19 protein-coding genes are annotated in these 20,491 nt (G+C 47.3%); 15 read left to right on the top strand and 4 right to left on the bottom strand.

Going from position 1 to position 20,491, the window contains the following annotated elements:
- Positions 1-26 precede the first annotated feature (26 nt).
- Complete coding sequence (argJ, locus tag GYX26_RS01805) at positions 27-1,244, top strand: bifunctional glutamate N-acetyltransferase/amino-acid acetyltransferase ArgJ (RefSeq protein WP_174827794.1); 1,218 nt, start codon at positions 27-29, stop codon at positions 1,242-1,244.
- Between the two features lie 59 nt (positions 1,245-1,303).
- Here the strand turns inward: argJ and GYX26_RS01800 are convergent, their stop codons facing one another.
- On the bottom strand, positions 1,304-1,654 hold the full coding sequence (locus GYX26_RS01800; RefSeq protein WP_174827793.1) for a RidA family protein: 351 nt from the start codon (positions 1,652-1,654) through the stop codon (positions 1,304-1,306).
- Positions 1,655-1,727: 73 nt separating this feature from the next.
- Here GYX26_RS01800 and GYX26_RS01795 point away from each other — a divergent pair, with 73 nt between their 5' ends.
- Positions 1,728-2,216: an aminoacyl-tRNA deacylase gene (locus GYX26_RS01795; protein ID WP_174827792.1), complete on the top strand. Its 489-nt coding sequence runs from the start codon at positions 1,728-1,730 to the stop codon at positions 2,214-2,216.
- Positions 2,217-2,292: 76 nt separating this feature from the next.
- On the opposite strand, the gene GYX26_RS01790 is transcribed toward GYX26_RS01795, so the two are convergent.
- From GYX26_RS01790 to GYX26_RS01780, 3 genes are all read right to left on the bottom strand, one after another.
- Positions 2,293-3,330: an NADH:flavin oxidoreductase/NADH oxidase gene (locus tag GYX26_RS01790; RefSeq protein ID WP_174827791.1), complete on the bottom strand. Its 1,038-nt coding sequence runs from the start codon at positions 3,328-3,330 to the stop codon at positions 2,293-2,295.
- A 59-nt stretch (positions 3,331-3,389) separates the two neighbouring features.
- Positions 3,390-4,319, bottom strand: coding sequence for a 5'-nucleotidase (locus GYX26_RS01785; protein WP_174827790.1), 930 nt, complete (start codon positions 4,317-4,319; stop codon positions 3,390-3,392).
- Between the two features lie 138 nt (positions 4,320-4,457).
- Positions 4,458-5,609: a class I SAM-dependent methyltransferase gene (locus GYX26_RS01780; protein ID WP_174827789.1), complete on the bottom strand. Its 1,152-nt coding sequence runs from the start codon at positions 5,607-5,609 to the stop codon at positions 4,458-4,460.
- Between the two features lie 288 nt (positions 5,610-5,897).
- Here GYX26_RS01780 and mraZ point away from each other — a divergent pair, with 288 nt between their 5' ends.
- From mraZ to GYX26_RS01715, 13 genes are all read left to right on the top strand, one after another.
- Positions 5,898-6,353 (top strand): division/cell wall cluster transcriptional repressor MraZ, encoded by a 456-nt coding sequence (mraZ, locus tag GYX26_RS01775; protein ID WP_037404983.1) that lies wholly within the window; start codon positions 5,898-5,900, stop codon positions 6,351-6,353.
- Complete coding sequence (gene rsmH / locus GYX26_RS01770; RefSeq protein ID WP_100089441.1) at positions 6,350-7,294, top strand: 16S rRNA (cytosine(1402)-N(4))-methyltransferase RsmH; 945 nt, start codon at positions 6,350-6,352, stop codon at positions 7,292-7,294. The genes mraZ and rsmH overlap by 4 nt, the downstream gene beginning before the upstream one ends.
- A 24-nt stretch (positions 7,295-7,318) precedes the next feature.
- Entirely contained in the window at positions 7,319-7,591 is a 273-nt protein-coding gene (gene ftsL / locus GYX26_RS01765; protein ID WP_174827788.1) for a cell division protein FtsL, read from the top strand.
- A gap of 71 nt (positions 7,592-7,662) precedes the next feature.
- A complete protein-coding gene (locus GYX26_RS01760) occupies positions 7,663-9,405 on the top strand; it encodes a penicillin-binding protein 2 (RefSeq protein ID WP_100089439.1) in 1,743 nt (580 codons plus the stop codon).
- 74 nt (positions 9,406-9,479) lie between these two features.
- A complete protein-coding gene (locus GYX26_RS01755) occupies positions 9,480-10,958 on the top strand; it encodes a UDP-N-acetylmuramoyl-L-alanyl-D-glutamate--2,6-diaminopimelate ligase (protein WP_174827787.1) in 1,479 nt (492 codons plus the stop codon).
- A 24-nt stretch (positions 10,959-10,982) separates the two neighbouring features.
- Positions 10,983-12,341 (top strand): UDP-N-acetylmuramoyl-tripeptide--D-alanyl-D-alanine ligase, encoded by a 1,359-nt coding sequence (murF, locus tag GYX26_RS01750; protein WP_174827786.1) that lies wholly within the window; start codon positions 10,983-10,985, stop codon positions 12,339-12,341.
- A 149-nt stretch (positions 12,342-12,490) separates the two neighbouring features.
- Complete coding sequence (gene mraY, locus GYX26_RS01745) at positions 12,491-13,576, top strand: phospho-N-acetylmuramoyl-pentapeptide-transferase (RefSeq protein WP_100089436.1); 1,086 nt, start codon at positions 12,491-12,493, stop codon at positions 13,574-13,576.
- 68 nt (positions 13,577-13,644) lie between these two features.
- A complete protein-coding gene (gene murD, locus GYX26_RS01740; RefSeq protein ID WP_174827830.1) occupies positions 13,645-14,994 on the top strand; it encodes a UDP-N-acetylmuramoyl-L-alanine--D-glutamate ligase in 1,350 nt (449 codons plus the stop codon).
- Positions 14,991-16,145, top strand: a complete 1,155-nt coding sequence (gene ftsW / locus GYX26_RS01735; protein ID WP_100089435.1) for a putative lipid II flippase FtsW — start codon at positions 14,991-14,993, stop codon at positions 16,143-16,145. Before murD ends, ftsW begins: the two co-directional genes overlap by 4 nt.
- Before the next feature lie 36 nt (positions 16,146-16,181).
- Positions 16,182-17,249, top strand: a complete 1,068-nt coding sequence (gene murG, locus GYX26_RS01730) for an undecaprenyldiphospho-muramoylpentapeptide beta-N-acetylglucosaminyltransferase (RefSeq protein WP_174827785.1) — start codon at positions 16,182-16,184, stop codon at positions 17,247-17,249.
- A 91-nt stretch (positions 17,250-17,340) separates the two neighbouring features.
- Positions 17,341-18,741 carry a UDP-N-acetylmuramate--L-alanine ligase gene (murC, locus tag GYX26_RS01725; RefSeq protein WP_174827829.1) on the top strand — a complete coding sequence of 467 codons (1,401 nt, stop codon included), beginning with the start codon at positions 17,341-17,343 and terminating at the stop codon, positions 18,739-18,741.
- Between the two features lie 64 nt (positions 18,742-18,805).
- Positions 18,806-19,717 carry a D-alanine--D-alanine ligase gene (locus GYX26_RS01720; protein ID WP_100089433.1) on the top strand — a complete coding sequence of 304 codons (912 nt, stop codon included), beginning with the start codon at positions 18,806-18,808 and terminating at the stop codon, positions 19,715-19,717.
- On the top strand, positions 19,701-20,480 hold the full coding sequence (locus GYX26_RS01715) for a cell division protein FtsQ/DivIB (RefSeq protein WP_174827784.1): 780 nt from the start codon (positions 19,701-19,703) through the stop codon (positions 20,478-20,480). Before GYX26_RS01720 ends, GYX26_RS01715 begins: the two co-directional genes overlap by 17 nt.
- Positions 20,481-20,491 lie beyond the last annotated feature (11 nt).

Below are 20,491 nucleotides of genomic sequence, written 5' to 3'. Positions count from 1 at the left end.
TGCATTCAATATAAAGGAGGATAGTTATGGCGGTTAATTTGTCTGTACCGAGTGATGAGCAGGTTTTGGCCATTGATGGTGTGCAGGTTTTCGTTGGTCAGGCCGGAATCAGAAAACCAGAGCATGATGATTTAACTTTGGTGGTGCTCAATAGCCTAAACAGTATTGGGGCTGTATTCACACAAAACCGTTTTTGTGCCGCGCCGGTGCAGATTGCCAAACAGCATCTGGCAACGGATGCAGGGGTACGTGCACTGGTTATTAATACCGGTAATGCCAATGCCGGTACTGGCCGGCAGGGGCTGGCAGATGCAGAATTTATTTGTGAAAAGGTAGCACAACAGATTGGCTGTCGTGCCTCGGAAGTGCTGCCATTTTCTACAGGTGTGATTCTTGAACCCTTGCCAGTAGATAAGATTGTGGCAGCCTTGCCCAAGGTTAAGGTTGTGCACTGGCCGCGGGCTGCGGCCGCAATCATGACTACCGATACTGTGCCCAAAATGGCTAGCCGTACCGTATATATTGATGGGCATAAAGTACACTTTACCGGAATTGCCAAGGGTTCAGGCATGATTCATCCGAACATGGCTACCATGCTCGGATTTGTGTTTACTGATGTAGCCATTGCTCAGCCGCTGTTGCAGCAGATGGTAGCTGAGGTAGCGGCCACATCGTTTAATGCGATTAGTGTGGATGGGGATACGTCTACCAATGACAGTTTTGTGGTGGTGGCTACAGGTAAGTCTCAATTAGGGCGGATAGATTCTGTGACCAGCAAAGATTATGCCGCGGTGAAAACAGTGCTGGCTGATTTGGCACTGGAGCTGGCGCAGGCTATCGTGCGTGATGGTGAGGGTGCTACCAAGTTTATTACTATTGATGTACGCAATGCGCTGACAGAGGCTGAGGCACGGCAAGTAGGTTATGCAGTTGCCCGTTCACCGTTGGTAAAAACCGCTTTTTATGCCAGTGATCCGAATCTGGGGCGTATTTTGTGTGCCATTGGCTATGCAGGAATTGCTGATCTTGATGTAGCGGCAATTAAAGTATATCTGGGTGATGTTCTGGTGGCAGAAAAAGGTGGACGGGCCGGCAGCTATACGGAAGAGGCGGGCCAGCAGGTAATGGCACAGGATGAAATAACGGTGACAATTGATCTGGCACGTGCCGAGGCACAGGCGAAGATTTATACCTGTGATTTATCCAAAGAGTATGTGGCGATTAATGCTGATTACCGTAGCTAAATCGTATTCCATTCAAACAATAAACCCGCTGTTATGGCGGGTTTATTGTTTTAACCAGATTATTTCTGTACTGCGGTCAGTTTGATTTCCACTTTCCATTTCGGATTGGCCAATGCAGCCTGAACACAGGCTCTTGCTGGTGCTTTGCCTGGTGTAACCCAGTTGTCCCAGGCCTGATTCATGCCTGCATATTCCTGCATATCGCTCAGGTATATAACTGCTTCGCAGATATGCTGTTTGTCACTGCCGCAGGCAGCAAGGATAGTATCTATCTGTGCCAGAACATCAGCGGTTTGTGCGGTGATGTCGGCATCTTCATTGGTGGGTACCTGTCCGGCGAGAAATATCAGGCCGTTGGCAATGGTGGCTTCTGCAAGGCGGTTACCGCTCTGGTAAAATTCGATACTCATGTACAGGCTCTTGAGGGTAGTAAAACAATGATGTTAGCACAGTTGTCCTTGCCTGAATTGATGAGGTGAAGTGATGAGTAAAAGTAAATTTCCGGTAACACCTGCTATCCGTTTTTTGCGTGCCCACCAGATACCATTTGAACCACAGGAATATGCTTACGTTGAGCATGGCGGAACGGCACAATCGGCATTAGCGCTGGGTGTGGATGAGCATGCGGTGATTAAAACCATTGTGCTGCAAAATGAACACAAGCAGGGCTTGATTGTGCTGATGCATGGTGACCGGCATATTTCCACGCGCCAGCTGGCACGGGAGCTGGGCATGAGGCATATAGAACCAGCCAGCCCGCAGCAGGCCAATAAATGGACGGGTTATCTGGTGGGTGGTACCAGCCCGTTTGGCAATAAGGCTGGACTGCCGGTATATGTAGAAGAAAGTATTTATGCTTTACCGCTGATTTATATTAATGGCGGCAAACGTGGTTTTCTGGTACAGATGCAGCCGCAGTATCTGGCCTGTTTACAGCCAGAATCGGTGCACGTGGCAACGGAGATGGCGTAGTTGAGCGTATTTGGTGCTATACAAATAGGCCAAACTGTTTTCAGTCTGGCTTGTTTGTTTTGCTGAAAAGATAATTTTATTTCAGTTGTCCGCGCTGGTAAGAATTATTGAAAGGCTGATAATCATGGTCATGCAACTGCTTGGCAGCATCAGCTAGCCAATTTATATTGCGTAATAATACCCGTCCTTCCAGAATTAGGTCCGCCTGCTTGGTTTGCAGGATATATTCAGCCAGATCCGGACTATCCAGTAAGCCTACTGTCGCTACCGGAATATTCACGGCTTGTTTCATGGCAGTAGCAAACGGTGTCTGATAACCGCCATGTAGCGGTAAATCGGGGGCATAATCCATAACACCACCGGTTGATACATCAATAACATCAATACCATCACGTTCAAGCCACTGACACACTTGCTGCCAGTCGGCAATGCTGTTTTGCTTACCGCTTTGGTCGTAATCGGATAAAGACAGACGTACCCATAATGAGCCGGAAAACTGTGCGCGGATATCGGTGGCAATTTCGTGCAGTAGACGATATCGATTGGCTAACGAACCGCCATACTCATCGTTGCGCTGATTACTCAGTGGTGATAGAAATTCACTGATTAGATATCCATGTGCACCGTGAATTTCAATAACATCCACGCCAGCCTGTTGGGCACGTTTGCTTGCAGCCACGAAATCTGCCCGGATCTGTTTGATTTCATCCACACTGAGTGCTTGTGGCGTTCTTAAACTGGTGTTGAACGCAATAGCACTGGGTGCTACTGGCTGTTGTGCGTCTACGGCTTTACGTCCGGCATGTGCCAGTTGTACACCAACTTTGCTGCCCAGATAATGTAATGAATCTACCAGCTGGCTAAATTTTTCTGTCTGCTTATCGTTCCACAAACCTAAATCATGTTTGGTAATGCGCCCGTCTGGCTGTACGGCAGTCGCTTCGATGATAATCAGGCCGACATTGGCAATGGCTCGTGCGCCATAATGTGCGAAATGAAACGGCGTAACAATGCCATCTTCCTTCTTTACTTCATACATACACATCGGAGACATAACCACGCGGTTTTTCAGTGACAGGTTGCCAATGGTGATGGGTGATAATAGTAATGACATGTTTTTTTTCCTTTTTATGTATAAGTAATCTCGAAAATTTATTTAATTATCAACATATTTTAAGGATTAGTCACGCCAAATGGAATGTGTACCGATGGAAGTATTTGTGCTACTTTTTCTAAATGAATCATCTGGTCATCGAAAAAAATGTGGGGCCGCATAATTTCTAATACTTTATTTTTTTCTACTCCACCAAGAAAAAAAGCTTCATTAATTTCTATTCCTAGTTCTCTTAAAGTGTTAATAGCTCTTGTATGCGACGGTGCGTTTCTTGCTGTGACGAGCGCTGTTTTAAGAATTGGTCGATATTTAGAATTTTGAGAGAGTTCTAAATGCTCGATTTTCTGAATATGCGCTAGTCTGCGAATAAATTTATTTAACGGCCCTGGATTATGGAGAATATTTCGTTTTAAGTTTTCATTTTCATGAAAACTTTTCAAATCTCTGTTTCGCTGGTAAATTGCTTCAGCCTCATCATCAACGATTACACCATCAAAATCAAAGGCGATTCTTAGCTCATGGTCGTTAATATCGTCTTTTATATTTCCTTTCATTACCATACCAGCAGGATAACCAGCTACTGTCGCTTGACGCACATCAACTTTGTTAGCTGATAGAAATAACTCAATATCGAAAGCGGGTATGTAAGGCAAAGGTGACTTTCCCTGCAAAAAAACAGCTCTGGTAATGTTTAAATTGTAATGCTCTATTGAGTTCATCACTCTCAAGCCAGTATCTGGATCATTCCTTGATAATAATATTACTTCTACAAGAGGTCCATTTTCATTATTTAATGAATTTAATGACAAAAGTCTCTTTATAAAAGGGAATGCAACTCCTTTTTTGAGTGGTTCATTTTCATATGTCCTCTGGTGATTTCGATAACTCTGTTCTCCCTTAGTTCTGAAAATCTGATCTGATTCTTCTAAATCAAATAATGCACTTGAAGCCAATCCTATTACTAGTCTTTTGGTTAGATCATAAGCCATTCTTTTCTATATACTCCTGCTGTTAGAATTGATTGTAGTTTGTAGATAATAAGGGTTTATACTATATGCATATTGTATATTATAAAAATAATTGTTTTTTATATACTTGTAAGTAGAATTTATTTGTAATTAATCTTTCTATAGTTTATGACACAAATCCCCATGCATAAATCCTTGCCAGTCAACATCAATATCTTTGCCAAATGCGATAACTTTAAATAATTCGCCCATTTCATGCGCGTTCAGCAGGGTATGGCAGGCTGAGGCTGCCTGAACGTAGGTTGTATCCTCGGGCTTACCGGTTTGTGCCAGTAATTCGGTTATCCCCAGATTGAGCAGAAATGTTGCCTGATTGGTGTAGCCAATCAAGTCCAGATGATTATCGATCCCGGCGTCGGCAATGCGGGTGAAGTTGACATGGGCGGTTAGGTCAGTCAGGCCGGGATAATAAAAGGGGTCATGAATGGTGTGATGGCAGTAATGCCCGATTAAAGTACCCTGCAGGCGCTGCGGATGATAATACTGTGCTGCATCAAAACCATAATCAATCCAGATCATGGCTCCGCGTTGCAGTTTTTGCGCCAGTGTGGCGACGAAAGCATATTGCTGTGGATGTAGTTCGGATTGATAGGGCTCTGCTGTTGCTGGGAAGGTCTCCAGTATCTGCTGTTGTACAGTCGGATTGCTAATGGGTCGGGATTGCCAGTTTAATCGGCCGTCCAGCCAGCTGACGCCCATTTCTGTTACCTGATTTCCCTGACGCTGATAAATCGGTACTGGCATGGCATCCAGAACTTCGTTGCCCAGCAGTATGCCATCAAATTGTGCCGGTAACTGGGTTAAGTGGATAACTTTGTTTGCCTGAGCAGGGGCATGGGTATGGATGTATTCGCGCTGGCGCTGTGCCAGTTCTGCCGACAGTTCGATAATGTAGTAGTACTGAAGCTGGCCGCTGTGCAGTGCAGGCAGGATAGATGCGGCCAGTTGGCCGGTACCGGCACCAAATTCGTAAATGTTACCTGCAGTTTGCGGTAATAGTGCATTTAACTGCTGTGCTAATGTTTGTCCGAACAGCGGCGTTAGTCCTGGTGCGGTAATAAAGTCACCATCTCTGCCAAATTTTTGCGCGCCTCCGGTGTAATAACCATAACCAGGGGTATAAAGTGCCATCTGCATGTAGTCGGCGAAAGATAGCCAGTTATCCTGTTGCTGGATTTTCTGCTGAATGAGTGCAGTCAATGTCTGTGAACTGGCCAGAGCGGCTTGTTCAGGGCTGGGTAAATTATCCATGGGATAGATGGTGAAAATTGTAAAGGAGAAGTCATTATAAACGTTGATTTTCGCTTGTGTCTGTTCGGATAAAGTATCTCAAATAGTACAAATAAGCTGGTTTGCATTAATTGTAAATTAATGTATTGAAATAGTTATTTTTTTATGCTCTCAGCTGCTTTTTTGCGCAGGTAAAGTTTGCCTGGATTACATTGACCCTGCGTGCAAATTTGCCTTATAGTGTGAATAAGTGTGTAAAGGTGTTGCAAAGTGGGGGATAATCCCGTTACGGTGAACTGGAGCTGAGTCATGTTTGGCGGCGCGTACGAGTTGAGTATAGACAGTAAAGGGCGATTGGCCATCCCGGCCAAATTTCGTGATTTGCTGGCGCGTCATTTCACTCCGGTGCTGGTAGCTACACTGGAAAAGCGCACGCATTTATTGCTGTATCCCGAGTCATCATGGCGCAGTGTGGAAGCGCAGCTGTTACAGCTGCCTGTGGCAGGTAACAGGGTATTGCAGGCATATCAGAATTTACTGTTGCATAACGCCGATACCATGGAGCTGGATAGTGCCGGCAGGGTATTGTTGCCGGCGCACTTGCGCCGTTTGGTGAATTTTGAACGTGAGGTTTATGTGGTGGGTCGTGCCAATCGCATCGAGGTATGGGGTAGGGCACTGTGGGAAGAACAGAATAATGCCGCACTGGATATGGATGAAGACATGCTGGCAGCAGAATTGGGTAAGACTCAACTGCAATTATGAGTGAACAGATGAGTAATGGCGGTCATGTGACCGTTCTTTTAAATGAGGCAGTTGCCGGTTTACAGGTACAGCCTGCTGGTGTGTATGTTGACGGAACTTTTGGTCGTGGTGGTCATTCACGTCTGATTTTGTCACAGCTGGGACATGATGGTCGGCTGGTTGTTTTTGACAAAGACCCACAGGCGATAGCTGTGGCGCAGCAACTGGCACAGCAGGACGGGCGGGTGCAGGTAGTGCATGAAGGTTTTTCTGCACTGACACGCTCACTGGAACAATTGGGTATCAGGCAGATAAATGGTGCGCTGTTTGATCTGGGTATTTCGTCCCCCCAGATTGACGAAGCTGGCCGCGGTTTCAGTTTTCGCTTTGATGCGCCACTGGATATGCGTATGGATACCACACGCGGACAGTCGGCAGCTCAATGGTTGGCGGTAGCTGAAGAGCAGGCTATACATGAGGTGATTAGAAATTATGGTGAAGAGCGGTTTAGTCGCCAGATTGCACGGGCAATTGTGGCACAGCGGGAAGAAATGCCGATTGCCACAACCGGCCAGCTGGCGCGCCTCGTGGCACAAGTCGTCCGTACTCGTGAGCGCGGGCAGGATCCGGCCACGCGTACCTTCCAGGCCATTCGCATCTTTATTAACCGTGAACTGGAAGAAATAACAGGGGTGCTTCCTCAGGTGATGAATTGTCTGGTTACTGGTGGCCGGCTGGCGGTGATTTCGTTTCATTCACTTGAAGACCGTATTGTTAAACGTTTTATGCAGCAGCACAGTCGTCCGGCGCCTTTACCGCGCTGGGCTGTGGTTAAGGAAACAGAGCGTGAGCAGCCGCCCCTGCGTCTGATAGGCAAGGCACAAAAGCCCACTTCTGCCGAAATTGAAGCCAATCCGCGAGCCCGTTCAGCGGTGTTGCGTGTGGCAGAACGCAGTTGTTAGATAAAGATTTATGGTTGGTTTATTATGAATAAAATCAACATTATTTTGCTTTTGTTGGTACTGGCTTCAGCATTTGCTGTGGTAACAGTACAGAATCGTTCGCGCCAGTTTTTTATCGCATTGGATAAGGCGCAAAAAGGGGAAAGTCTTCTGAATGAAGATTTCAGTCGTTTAAAGCTGGCGCAGGCACGGTTATCCAATCATCAGTTGATTCAGGATGCTTCAGCCCGGCAGAGTCTGCATTCGCCATCACTGGCCGAAACGCAGATGCTGGCCGTACCCCGACCAGTTAAATGATGATATGAATGAGCAGAGAATAATGGAATGTTGCTTTCAGGCAGCGATATCCGGCAGTGGAACAAACTACTATGTTAATTAAAAACGATTATAAGCCGCGCATGCTGCCCCGTGAGGTGAAACAGGTCAAACCTGTAACAACTAACGGACGGATAGTGTTGGTGCTGGGCACTCTGGCTGTGGCATTTGCCATGCTAATCGGACGTGGTATTTATCTACAGACTGAAAAACATGAATTTTTGAAAGAGCAGGGTGATCAGCGCTTTGTCCGTACTCTGCCACTGATTGCCACCCGAGGCACAATCTCTGACCGTAATGGTGCGGCACTGGCGATCAGCGCGCCGGCAGATTCTTTATATGCAGTACCTTCGGCCATGGAACAGATGCCTGCTGAAGCTCAGCTGCAACAGTTGTCTGAGCTGATTGATGTACCGGTTGCAACGATTAAAAGCCGTCTCAGTCGTAATAAAGACTTTATTTATCTGAAACGTCAATTGCCGCCAGAGATCGCAGAAAAAGTGGCCGCACTGAATATTAAAGGTCTGGCCTTTCAGCATGAAAGTAAACGCCATTACCCGATGGGGCGGATTTTTTCTCATATTATTGGTTTTACCAATATTGATGGTAAAGGACAGGAAGGTCTGGAGCTGTCACGCGAAAGTATTCTGCATGGGGTTGACGGAGCCAAGGTTGTACTGCGCGACAATAAAGGTAATATTGTTGACAGTCTGGACTCGCCCCGCAACCAGCCACCGAAGAATGGTGCCAATATGGTGCTGTCTATAGATCAGCGTATTCAGTCTATTGCTTATGAATCTTTGAATAAAGCGATGCAGTTTCATACTGCTTCGGCTGGTTCTGTGGTGGTACTGGATGGTAAAACCGGTGAAATTCTTGCATTGGTCAATTCGCCGGGCTATGACCCCAATAATCCGGCATCTGTTGAAAGTGATGCACGCCGCAACCGTGCTGTTACCGATATGATTGAACCGGGTAGTGCAATGAAGCCGTTTACTATTGCCAAGGGGTTGGATAGCGGTAAAATCAGGCCGAGCAGCGGTTTTAATACTTTGCCATATAAAATCGGGCCGGCTACAGTGCGGGATACGCATAATTATCCTTATCTGGATGTGCGCGGCATCATTCAGAAGTCATCTAATGTTGGCACAAGTAAAATTTCTGCCATGTTTACTCCGGAAGAAATGTACAACCTGTATACTTCTATCGGTTTTGGTCACCGGATGCATTCCGGCTTTCCGGGGGAAACGCCGGGAGTGGTACGTGACTGGCACAACTGGCGCCCGATTGAGCAGGCTACTATGTCTTTCGGTTATGGTATTCAGATGAGCCTACTACAGCTGGCAAGGGCATATACTATTTTTACCAATGATGGAAAGTTATTGCCGGTCAGTTTTCTCAAGCTGGACAGGGCGCCGCAGGGTGAACAGGTTATCCAGCCAAAAACAGCACGGGAAGTACGTCATATGATGATTGCTGTGACTCAGCCTGGTGGTACTGGTTTGCAGGGGGCAATTGAAGGATATGATGTTGCCGCCAAAACCGGTACGGCACGAATGCTGGTAAACGGGCATTATTCTGACTCCAAGCATATGGCCACCTTTATTGGTTTTGCACCAGCGGATAATCCGCGTGTTATTGTGGCCGTCAATATCCAGAATCCTACTACTAATGGTTATTATGGTGGCCCGGTTTCTGGTCCGGTATTCCATGATGTCATGGCGGGTACGCTGAATGTACTGGGTGTTTCGCCTACAAGACCGGTGAAGACTGGTTTGCATACTGAAAGGCATTAATCTTTAGACAATCTGTGCTTGCACAGATTGTCTGTCTGTTTATATCTGATGAAAATGTGTGAAACGGCTGTATTATGTTTTCCCTGAAGAATCCTTTGCCTGAATATCGTTTAAGTGCTCAAACGCGTGCACTGGTTGCGGGTCGTACCTTGCGGGTCGACAGCAGACAGGTACAGCCGGGCGATGTATTTGTAGCCTGTCAGGGTGAATATACTGATGGCCGGGATTTTATTCAGGCCGCTATCGATAATGGGGCAGCATTTGTATTCTGGGATGATGATGGTCAGTTCAGATGGCAGGCAGACTGGGTGGTAGCGAATGAGGCGGTAGTAGATTTACGTCAGCGTGCCGGACTGGTGGCTGCTGCCTGCTATGACTATCCGGGCAGGAAGCTGCCCATCTGGGGGGTAACCGGAACCAATGGTAAAACCTCAGTTTCACAATGGCTGGCACAAGCTGCTGATATTCTGGGAAAAAAATGCGCCATTATGGGCACTGTAGGTAATGGTTACTGGCAGCAGTTGCATGAGAGCATGAATACGACCATGGATGCGGTTGCCAATCAGACATGGTTGCACCGGTTTGTGCAAGAGAATGCGGCAGCAGTGGCCATGGAGGTATCCAGCCATGGTCTGGCTCAAAGTCGCGTAGTCGGCGTGCCTTTTACCAGTGCGGTGTTTACCAATCTGACCCGTGACCACCTAGATTATCATCATAGCATGCAACACTATGGGGCGTGTAAAGCTGCGCTGTTTTACTGGTACGGTCTGCAATATGCTATTGTCAATATTGATGATGAATTCGGCTATGAGTTGTGGCAGGATTTACGTCGTGCTCGTTCACATTTAACTATACTGGCTTATGGCTTTCATGCAGAGGCGGATATTCATATTTATCAGTTTCAGGCCTCTGCCAGCGGTATGCAGATACATTTACGCACACCATGGGGCGAAGGTGTAGTGCATACCTATTTGTTGGGGCGCTTCAATGCTCAGAATCTGGCTGCCTGCGTTGGCGTATTATGTGCCAATGGTTTTGCTTTTGATGATGTGCTTGCTGTGTGGCCGCAGATTCGTCCGGCTACTGGGCGTATGGATTGCCTGATGGGGGATAAACAGCCGCTGGTGGTTGTGGATTATGCCCATACACCGGATGCGCTGGAAAAGGCATTGGCTACCTTACAGGAAATCAAGCCCGCCGGTGCACATTTATGGTGTGTTTTTGGCTGTGGCGGCGATCGTGATGCGGGTAAGCGGCCATTAATGGGGGCAGCAGCGGCTGCCGGCGCAGATTATGTGGTGGTAACCAGTGATAATCCACGTACGGAGAATCCGCAGGCAATTATTGCCGATATCTTACCGGCAATTGCTGCGCCGGTACTGGTTGAGGCAGACCGCAGTATTGCGATTAAGTATGCTGTGAATCATGCAGCAATTGGCGATATTGTGCTTATTGCGGGTAAAGGTCATGAAACCTATCAGGATATCGGTGGCCACAAGCAGCATTTTTCTGATTTTGAAGTGGCACAGGCAGCTTTACGTCAACGCACCTGATGTCTATGTAACTATTGGTAGAACATGCCGAATTTAGATCTGGATTTTATTTATCAAACTTTTGGACAGGTGTTGCCTGACAATAATCAGCCGGTAACACGGGTGGTTATTGATAGCCGCCAGATTCAACCGGGTGATGTGTTTGTGGCCATTCAGGGCGAACGCTTTGATGGTCATGATTTTATTGATGAAGTACTGGTACAGGGTGCTCGGCTGTGTATTGTCAGCAGAGCCGACTGCCAAAATAAGGCGCATTGTCTGGTAGTAGCAGATACAGGGAAGGCATTAGGACAGCTGGCACAGGCCTGGCGTATGGTGGTAAATCCGGCATTGCAGGTTTTTGGTATTACCGGTTCGGCCGGTAAAACCACAGTGAAGGAGATGCTGGCTGCAATTTTGCGTCATCATGCCGGTAATGATGCCGTTCTGGCGACTACAGGCAATTTCAACAATCATATTGGTTTACCATTAACGCTGTTGCAGCTAAAGCCACAACACCGCTATGCGGTGATTGAAATGGGTATGAATCATGTCGGTGAGTTGAGTTATTTAACCGGATTGGCCAGCCCGGACTATGCGCTGGTTAATAATGCCTTGCGTGCACATATTGGTTGTGGCTTTGCGGATGTGGCTGATATTGCCCGTGCCAAAAGCGAAATTTATCAGGGTTTGAATGCGGACGGAATTGGCTTTGTTCCTGCTGATGATAGCCAGTCAGCTATTTGCATTGCCGCTTTACGTGGTAAACGTTATATCCGCTTTGGTACTGAGCAGGGTGATGTACATGCCGAAAATATTGTCTTGCAGCCTTTAGGTATCTGTTTTGATTTGCATAGCCCGCAAGGAGTAATTAATTTACAGGTACCGGTTCCGGGATTGCATATGGTGCACAATGCTGTAGCTGCCTGTGCACTGGCGTTGGCAGCCGGTTTGCCTTTAACGGCCTTGCGGGGACTGAATGCGTTTGAAAATGCCAAAGGTCGGTTGCAACGGAAACGCAGTGTCCATGGTGCTCTTGTAATTGATGACACTTATAATGCCAATCCGGATGCATTCAAGGCTGCTATTGATGTGCTGGCAGTGTTTCCGGCACCACGAATTATGGTTATGGGTGCCATCGGTGAACTGGGTAGTAATGCTCCTGCTTTGCATGCCGAAGTCGGTGCCTATATGAGGATGCGTGGCATTGATGCTGCATTTTTTATTGGTGACAATAGTCAGTATGCAGCAGAAGCCTATGGAGCCACAGAGGCGTTTTATCAGGACAGAAACAGGCTGATTGACGATTTACGTGCATGGGACCAGCAGATGGCTACCATTCTGGTGAAAGGCTCACGTTTCATGCATATGGAAGATGTGGTACAGGCATTAACGCAAGAATAAGCTGTAGATAACTATCTTCAAGCTGGATTGAACGACTTAGAATAGCCGTTTTATCCGGTTCAGGCTGCCATGAATGACTGTTTTCATTCAGGCAGCAGTGATTATTTGATTAACCGTCACGGCTCTGGCCGTGACAAGGGAAAACAACCATGCTGTTGTGGTTAGCGGAACTTTTTCATTACTGGATAAATGGTTTCCATTTATTTCAATATACTACTTTTCGTGCAGTGATGGCGGCACTCACGTCCATGGGTCTGAGTCTGGCATTCGGGCCGTGGATGATTCGTAAATTAACCCAGCTCAAGGTGGGGCAGGCGGTACGCGATGATGGTCCTAAAACTCATCTGATAAAAACCGGTACGCCGACTATGGGCGGAACGCTGATTTTATTGGCTATTACTGTTACAACCTTATTATGGGCCAATTTGGCCAATCCTTATATCTGGATACTATTGCTGGTGATGCTGAGTACCGGTGCACTGGGTTTTTATGATGACTGGAAAAAAGTAGTTTATAAAGACCCGCACGGGGTTTCGGCTAAATTTAAAATGGTATGGCAATCTGCTGTGGCATTGATCGCCGGTCTGGTGCTGTTTTATGCCGCGCATTTAAGCTCAACAACTGCTTTTATTGTGCCGTTTTTCAAGGAAATTACTTATCCGCTGGGTGGCATTGGCTTTGTGGTTCTGACTTATTTTGTGATTGTCGGTACTTCTAATGCAGTCAATCTGACTGATGGTCTGGATGGGCTGGCCGCTTTTCCAATAGTATTGGTGGCAGCAGGGCTGTCAATTTTTGCCTATGTTAGTGGCCATGCTGAATTTGCCCATTATTTGCAGTTGCCACATGTGCCCGGTGCCAATGAAGTGATGATTTTCTGTGCTGCAATTTGTGGTTCCTGTCTGGGATTCCTGTGGTTTAACGCCTATCCGGCGCAGGTATTCATGGGCGATGTCGGCGCGCTGGCGCTGGGTGCGGCACTGGGTACAATTGCGGTGATTGTGCGTCAGGAAATTGTACTGGTGATTATGGGCGGATTATTTGTGGTTGAAGCATTGTCTGTCATGCTACAGGTAGGGTCGTACAAATTGCGGCGCAAGCGTATTTTCCTGATGGCGCCGATCCACCATCATTTTGAACAGAAAGGCTGGAAAGAAACACAGGTTGTCGTACGTTTCTGGATTATTACCATGATTCTGGTGCTGGTGGGTTTGTCTTCTCTGAAAATTCGTTAATGGTAGTAAGATAAACAGTATCTGGCCATGATTATGTAATTGAAAAATAAGTGTAGGACTAAGCCATGATTGATTGGCGTAATAAAAAGGTTTTGGTTGCAGGGTTGGGACGCACGGGTGTTTCAATGCTGGCGTTTTTGACACAGGCGGGTGCTAATGTGGCCGCTTATGATGCACAGCCAGACGAAAAAACACGGCAGTCAGTCTCCGAGCGCTATCAGGTTGATGTACATACTGGCGAACTGGCTGCCCTGCTTGATGAGCATCAGTTTGATATTCTGGCTTTAAGTCCCGGAATCAGTCAGCGTCATGCTGCCATCGTTGCCTTTAAACGTGCCGGTGGTGTGGTGCTGGGTGATGTGGCGATTCTGGCTGATTTGCTTTCAGGTAGCGGCAGTAAAATTATTGCTATTACTGGTTCAAATGGTAAAACTACCACTACCAGCCTAGTGGGTTTTTTATGTGTACAGTGTGGACTGGATACGGTAGTGGCTGGCAATATTGGTACGCCGGTACTCGAAGCTTATATGGAGCGCGCAGGAGGTAAAGCAGCCGATGTCTGGGTACTGGAATTGTCGAGCTTTCAGCTGGAAACCACGCCCTTTCTAAATGCAACTGCTGCCACAGTGCTGAATGTGTCAGAAGACCATCTGGATCGCTATGATGACTTGCTGGATTATGCCCATAGTAAAGACCGGATTTTTCGAGGCCAGGCGATTCAGGTATTAAATGCTGATGATGTATTCTGTCGTGCCATGCTGCGACATGGCCGTCCGGTAAAATGGTTTTCTTTACAGCAGGCTACTGATTTCTGGCTAAATAAAGATGTGTTATGTGCGGATAATGAGCCATTACTGACCTATGATGCACTGTCTTTACAGGGTACGCATAATGCGGCCAATGTGCTGGCTGCATTGGCTTTATGCGAGGCTATTGGTTTGCCACGGGCACAATTGCTCCAGTATGTACCTGCATTTAAAGGTTTGCCGCATCGGGTAGAAAAAGTAGCTGAAGTCAATGGTGTAACATTTATTGATGATTCCAAGGGAACAAATGTCGGCGCTACATGTGCCGCTTTGCACGGACTGGATAAACAGATTGTGCTGATTGCCGGCGGACAGGGTAAAGGGCAGGATTTTACCCCTTTACGGGCAGCCTTGCTTGATAAGGCCCGTGCTGTTTTGCTGATTGGAGTAGATAGGCATCAACTGGGAGCCGCTCTGGCAGAGGCTAAGTATCCAGTAGAGTATTGTGAAGATTTGCCTCAGGCCACTCAGCGTGCCTTTACGCTGGCACACCCGGGGGATATTGTACTGCTGAGTCCTGCCTGTGCCAGTTATGATATGTTTAAGGGCTATGCACACCGCAGTGAAGTATTTATTGCCAGTGTTCAGCAGTTGCAGGGCGGCGCAGTATGATTACTGAATCACGCCTGCTGGATCGTAATTTGCTGCGCCGCGGCGATACTTTTGACCAGTCACTGCTGTGGATGGTGGTATTGATGGCGAGTTTCAGCCTGATTATGGTGTACTCGGCTTCAATTGCCTATGCACAGCATGATGGTGGCAGTACCTATTATTACCTGATTCGTCAGGCTGTTTTTCTGGTATGTGGTGGTATGTTTGGCTGTATAGCGGCCCGTATTCCTTTGCGTACCTGGAAGAAGTTAACACCATTGGTGTTGCTGTTCAGTATTATGCTGCTGATTGTGGTACTGGTAATGGGGCGGGAAATTAATGGTGCCAGACGCTGGATTAACGTGGGGATGATTAATATTCAGCCCACAGAAGTTTTCAAGCTGGCCATTATTTTATATTTATCGAGTTTTTTTACTCGGCGTGCTGAAATACTAAAAGAATTCAGGAAGGTCTGGTTTGCCGGTATTCCGATAGGGCTCGGGCTCGGGTTGATTATGCTGGAGCCGGATTTCGGTTCATTTGTGGTTGTTTCCGTTATTGCTGTTGGTCTGCTGTTTCTGGCTGGTTTGCCATTTCGCTGGTTTATGGCTGTAGTGGGATTTGGTTTGCTGGCTATGATTATGTTGGTGTTGTTCGAGCCTTACCGTATGGCTCGTATTGCCGGTTTTCTTGATCCATGGGCAGATCCGCTGGGTAAAGGCTATCAGCTGACGCATTCGTTAATGGCAATCGGGCGTGGTGGCTGGTTTGGTGTAGGATTGGGCGCCAGTCTGGAAAAGCGTTTTTATTTACCTGAGGCACATACGGATTTTATTCTGGCGGTTATCGGGGAAGAATTCGGTTTTGTGGGTATTCTGGTATTAATGTTCTGTTATATTTGGCTGGTGATTCGTGCCTTTTCCATTGGTAAACAGGCGCGTGATCTGGAACTGTTTTATGGTTCTTTTGTGGCAAAAGGCATTGGTATCTGGCTGGGTATTCAAAGCTTTTTTAATATTGGTGTGAATATTGGTCTTTTGCCGACTAAAGGTTTAACTCTGCCTTTACTGTCTTATGGTGGCTCGGCTGTTATGATTATTTTAATCTGTGTGGGTTTGTTGTTACGGGTCGATTATGAAAATCGGCGGGTAATGCGTGGTTTTAAAGTTTGAATAATCACAGAATATTTTTAGCTTGACGGGAAAACGATGAGTGCAAAAACCTTTATGGTCATGGCAGGCGGAACAGGCGGGCATATTTTTCCAGCGCTCGCTGTTGCTCAGGCATTGCAGGAGCAGGGACATCATATTGTCTGGCTGGGGAGTGCTGGTGCGATGGAAACACGTCTGGTACCACAGTACAACATACCGCTGGAAACGCTGGCCATAAAAGGTATCCGTGGTAATGGGCTGAAACGCAAGCTGTTGTTACCGTTTACGCTGCTAAATACTATTGCAGCAGCTCGGCAGATTATTCGCAAGCATCGTGTAGACGCAGTAATTGGTTTTGGTGGTTTTGTCACTTTCCCGGGGGGGATAGCAGCCAAATTATGCGGTTTGCCACTGCTGGTGCATGAACAGAATGCTATTGCCGGTTTATCCAATAAGGTATTGTCGCATTTTGCCAATCAGGTAATGTATGCGTTTCCGCAAGTATTTGCGAATAAGAACGGGCTGGTTGGTAATCCGGTGCGGACCGATATTGCCGCTTTGCCTTTGCCACAGCAACGCTTTGCCGGCAGGCAGGGAGTATTGAATATTCTGGTGGTTGGCGGCAGTCTGGGTGCGGATGTTTTAAATCAGGTTGTACCGCAGGCAGTGGCTTTATTGCCGGCATCACAGCGCCCGCGGCTGATACATCAGTCTGGACGCAATAAACTGGCACAATTGCAGCATAATTATGCCGAGTGTGGTGTAGAAGCTGAATGTGTTGAATTTATCACAGATATGGTTTCCGCCTACCGCGATGCTGATTTGGTGATTTGCCGTGCCGGCGCCTTGACTATTGCCGAGTTAACTGCCGCCGGAGTAGGGGCAATTCTGGTGCCTTATCCGCATGCTGTAGATGACCATCAAACAGCTAATGCGCAGTTTATGGTTAAGGATGGTGCTGCTGTGTTATTGCCGCAGACCAGTCTGAATGCACAGGCGTTAATGACTGTACTGACAGATTTATCGCGTGAACAATGTTTGCAGATGGCGGCTAAGGCGCGTGCATTGGTACAGCCGGATAGTGCGGCTAAGGTAGCTGCGGCAGCCGTGGCCAGTATCCATTAAATTATGATTGAGTCGGCTCGAATGATGTTTGGCCGAGTATCCAGCCGGAAGTCTGGATTAGCAGGAAAAGTTATACAGTATGAAAGAAAATATGAAAGACCGTATCCGCCATATCCATTTTGTGGGTATCGGGGGTACTGGTATGTGTGGTATTGCCGAAGTTTTGCATAATGAAGGTTATCATATCAGCGGCTCTGATCTGGCTGATAATGCAGCAACCCGGCATTTGCAGGCAATCGGTGTGCATATCTGTTCTGGTCACAGTGCAGAGAACATCACTGGTGCTGATGTGGTGGTCACTTCAACGGCAGTTAAAAAAGACAATCCAGAGGTTGTGGCTGCACTGGCACAGAAAATTCCAGTGATTCCGCGCGCTATGATGCTGGCAGAAGTCATGCGTTTTGGCCGTGGCATTGCGATTGCCGGTACTCATGGGAAAACCACGACTACCAGTTTGACGGCTTCAGTACTGGCTGCTGCTGGACTGGATCCGACTTTTGTAATCGGTGGCCGGTTAACTGCTGCCGGAACAAATGCCAAGCTGGGCAAGGGTGAATATATTGTTGCTGAAGCGGATGAATCAGATGCGTCATTTCTCTACCTGACGCCTCTATTTACGGTAGTTACCAATATTGATACCGATCACATGGATACTTATGACCACGATGTAGAAAAACTGCATCAGGCTTTTGTAGACTTTGTGCATCGGATGCCGTTTTATGGCAAGGCCTTTCTGTGCATTGACAGCGAGCATGTGCGCCAGATTTTACCGCAGATTCAGAAACCTTTTGTCACCTATGGGCTTGATGACAGTGCTGATTTGTATGCTACTAATATTGTTGCCTGTGGTGCGCAGATGCACTTTGATGTGCATACCCGCAAAAAAGGCATTGAACCGTTTAGTGTAACGGTTAATATGCCGGGGCAGCATAATGTGCTGAATGCACTGGCGGTGATTGGTGTGGCGCTGGAAGTTGGCGTATCTGTGCCGGCAATACAGCTTGGATTGGAAAGTTTTGCCGGAGTGGGACGCCGTTTTCAGCAATACGGTGAAATTTCATTGCCGGAAGGGGGTAAGGCATTGCTGATTGATGACTATGGTCATCATCCGGTAGAGATGTCTGCAACCATAGCAGCGGCACGGGGTGCCTATCCTGAGCGTCGTCTGGTGGTTGCATTCCAGCCTCATCGCTATACACGTACGCGAGACCTTTTTGAAGATTTTGTACAGGTATTAAGTAAAGCTGATGGCGTGGTGTTGACTGAAGTGTATGCTGCAGGTGAAGACCCGATTGTGGCGGCAGACAGTAAGGCATTAATGCGTGCAATTAGAGTGTTGGGCAAAGTTGAACCGATTTATGTGGCAAACGTGGACGAAATGGCGTCTACTTTATTAAATGTGTTGCAAGATGGTGATGTTTTGCTCAATATGGGTGCCGGCAGTATTAATAAAGTACCAGCCATGCTTACGGGTATGGCTGCTACGGTATAGTGCTGACAGCTTATTTTTTATCTAGACTGTAGTCGCAAAAAGAACAACAGGATTAATTACAGTAATGAATGATTTTGGTAAAGTCGCCGTGCTGATGGGCGGCTTCTCCAGTGAACGCGAGGTTTCACTGGCAAGTGGCGCGGCAATTCTGACGGCACTGAAAAGTCGTGGTATCGATGCACATGTTTTTGACCCGTCTGAGCGGCCATTGTCTGAGCTGGTCAGTGCTGGTTTTAACCGAGCCTTTAATATCCTGCATGGCTCTTATGGTGAAGATGGGGTAGTGCAGGGTGCGCTGGAGGCTTTGGGTATTCCTTATACCGGTTGTGGAGTGGCTGCCAGTGCTCTGGGCATGGACAAGTTTCGCAGCCGTCTGGTCTGGCAGGGAGTTGGTTTGCCTTGTGTACCGTTTATCGTATTACAGGATGACAGTGATTTTGCAGCAGTAGAAGAAAAACTGGGTTTGCCGCTGTTTGTCAAACCAGCAGCAGAGGGCAGTAGTGTTGGTGTGATTAAAATCAGGCAGGCTGGTGAACTGGCACAGGTTTATCAGCAGCTGAAACAGTATCACGGTGAAATTCTGGCAGAACGGGCAATTGAAGGTGGTGAATATACGTGCGGGATTCTTGGTGAACAGGTATTACCGAGTATACGTATTGTACCGGCAACAGAATTTTATGATTATGAAGCCAAGTATCACCGTGATGACACCGAATATTTGTGCCCGGCAGACTTGACTTTGCCAGACGAGCAGTACATGCGTGATTTAACAGCCCGCGCCTTTAAGGCACTGGGCGGGCGTGGCTGGGGGCGGGTAGATTTCCTGCGTGATGTTGATGGCACTATCTATATTCTGGAAGTAAATACTGTGCCCGGCATGACCGCACACAGTCTGGTGCCCAAAGCAGCACGTGAAATTGGCTTGAGTTTTGAAGATTTGTGTGTTGAAATTTTAAGTCATGCGACTTTGGGATAATGCGCAAGCCTTGAAACGGCTCTATCGCTGGTTATATGTGTGTGTATTGTCTTGCCTGCTGGCTGCAGGTGGAACATGGCTGGTGCATTCCCCCTACTTTCCAGTGCGGCAGGTTCAGGTAGTACAGCCGTTGAAGTATTTGCAGCCAGCTGAAATTGAAAAAATCAGCCGTCAGTATTTGCAGGGTAATATTTTTACGGTGAATGTAAGTGCTGCGCAGGCAGAGCTGGCCAAACTGCCATGGGTAGCCAAAGTTCAGGTAAAGCGGATATGGCCAGATACTGTGCAGCTGGATATTAAGGAACGTGTACCGGTAGCGCGCTGGAATGCACAGCAGATGGTGGATATGGACGGGCAGCTATTTAATGCCACAGCGCAGGAACAGCTACCTTTGTTTGTTGGAACCAATGCTTCTGCTCGCTACATGACTGTACATTTGTTAACATTCGAGAGTTTGTTGCAACCGACCGGTCTGCATATTCAAAAATTGCAGTTAAGTGACCGTTCTGCCTGGCAGTTAATATTAACTAACGGTATTACCTTGCGGCTGGGACGGGAAAAAGCAGAGCAGCGTCTGGCTAATTTTGTCTGGGCATGGCAACAGGTATTGCGAAATCAGGCCAGGAATATTGATTATGTAGATCTGCGTTACCCAGATGGTTTTGCATTACGATATAAAAATAGAACTGTTTCAGCCCCTGCTGGCGTTAACGCAACAGATGCTGCCGCAGCGATGGATCAGCATGAAGTACAAGTGAATTGATCCAAACCGAC

This window comes from Snodgrassella sp. ESL0253 (genome assembly GCF_013344965.1).
Taxonomy (GTDB): domain Bacteria; phylum Pseudomonadota; class Gammaproteobacteria; order Burkholderiales; family Neisseriaceae; genus Snodgrassella; species Snodgrassella alvi_B.
Note: the sequence above shows the minus strand (reverse complement) of the source record. Positions and strands in the feature narration are given on the sequence as shown.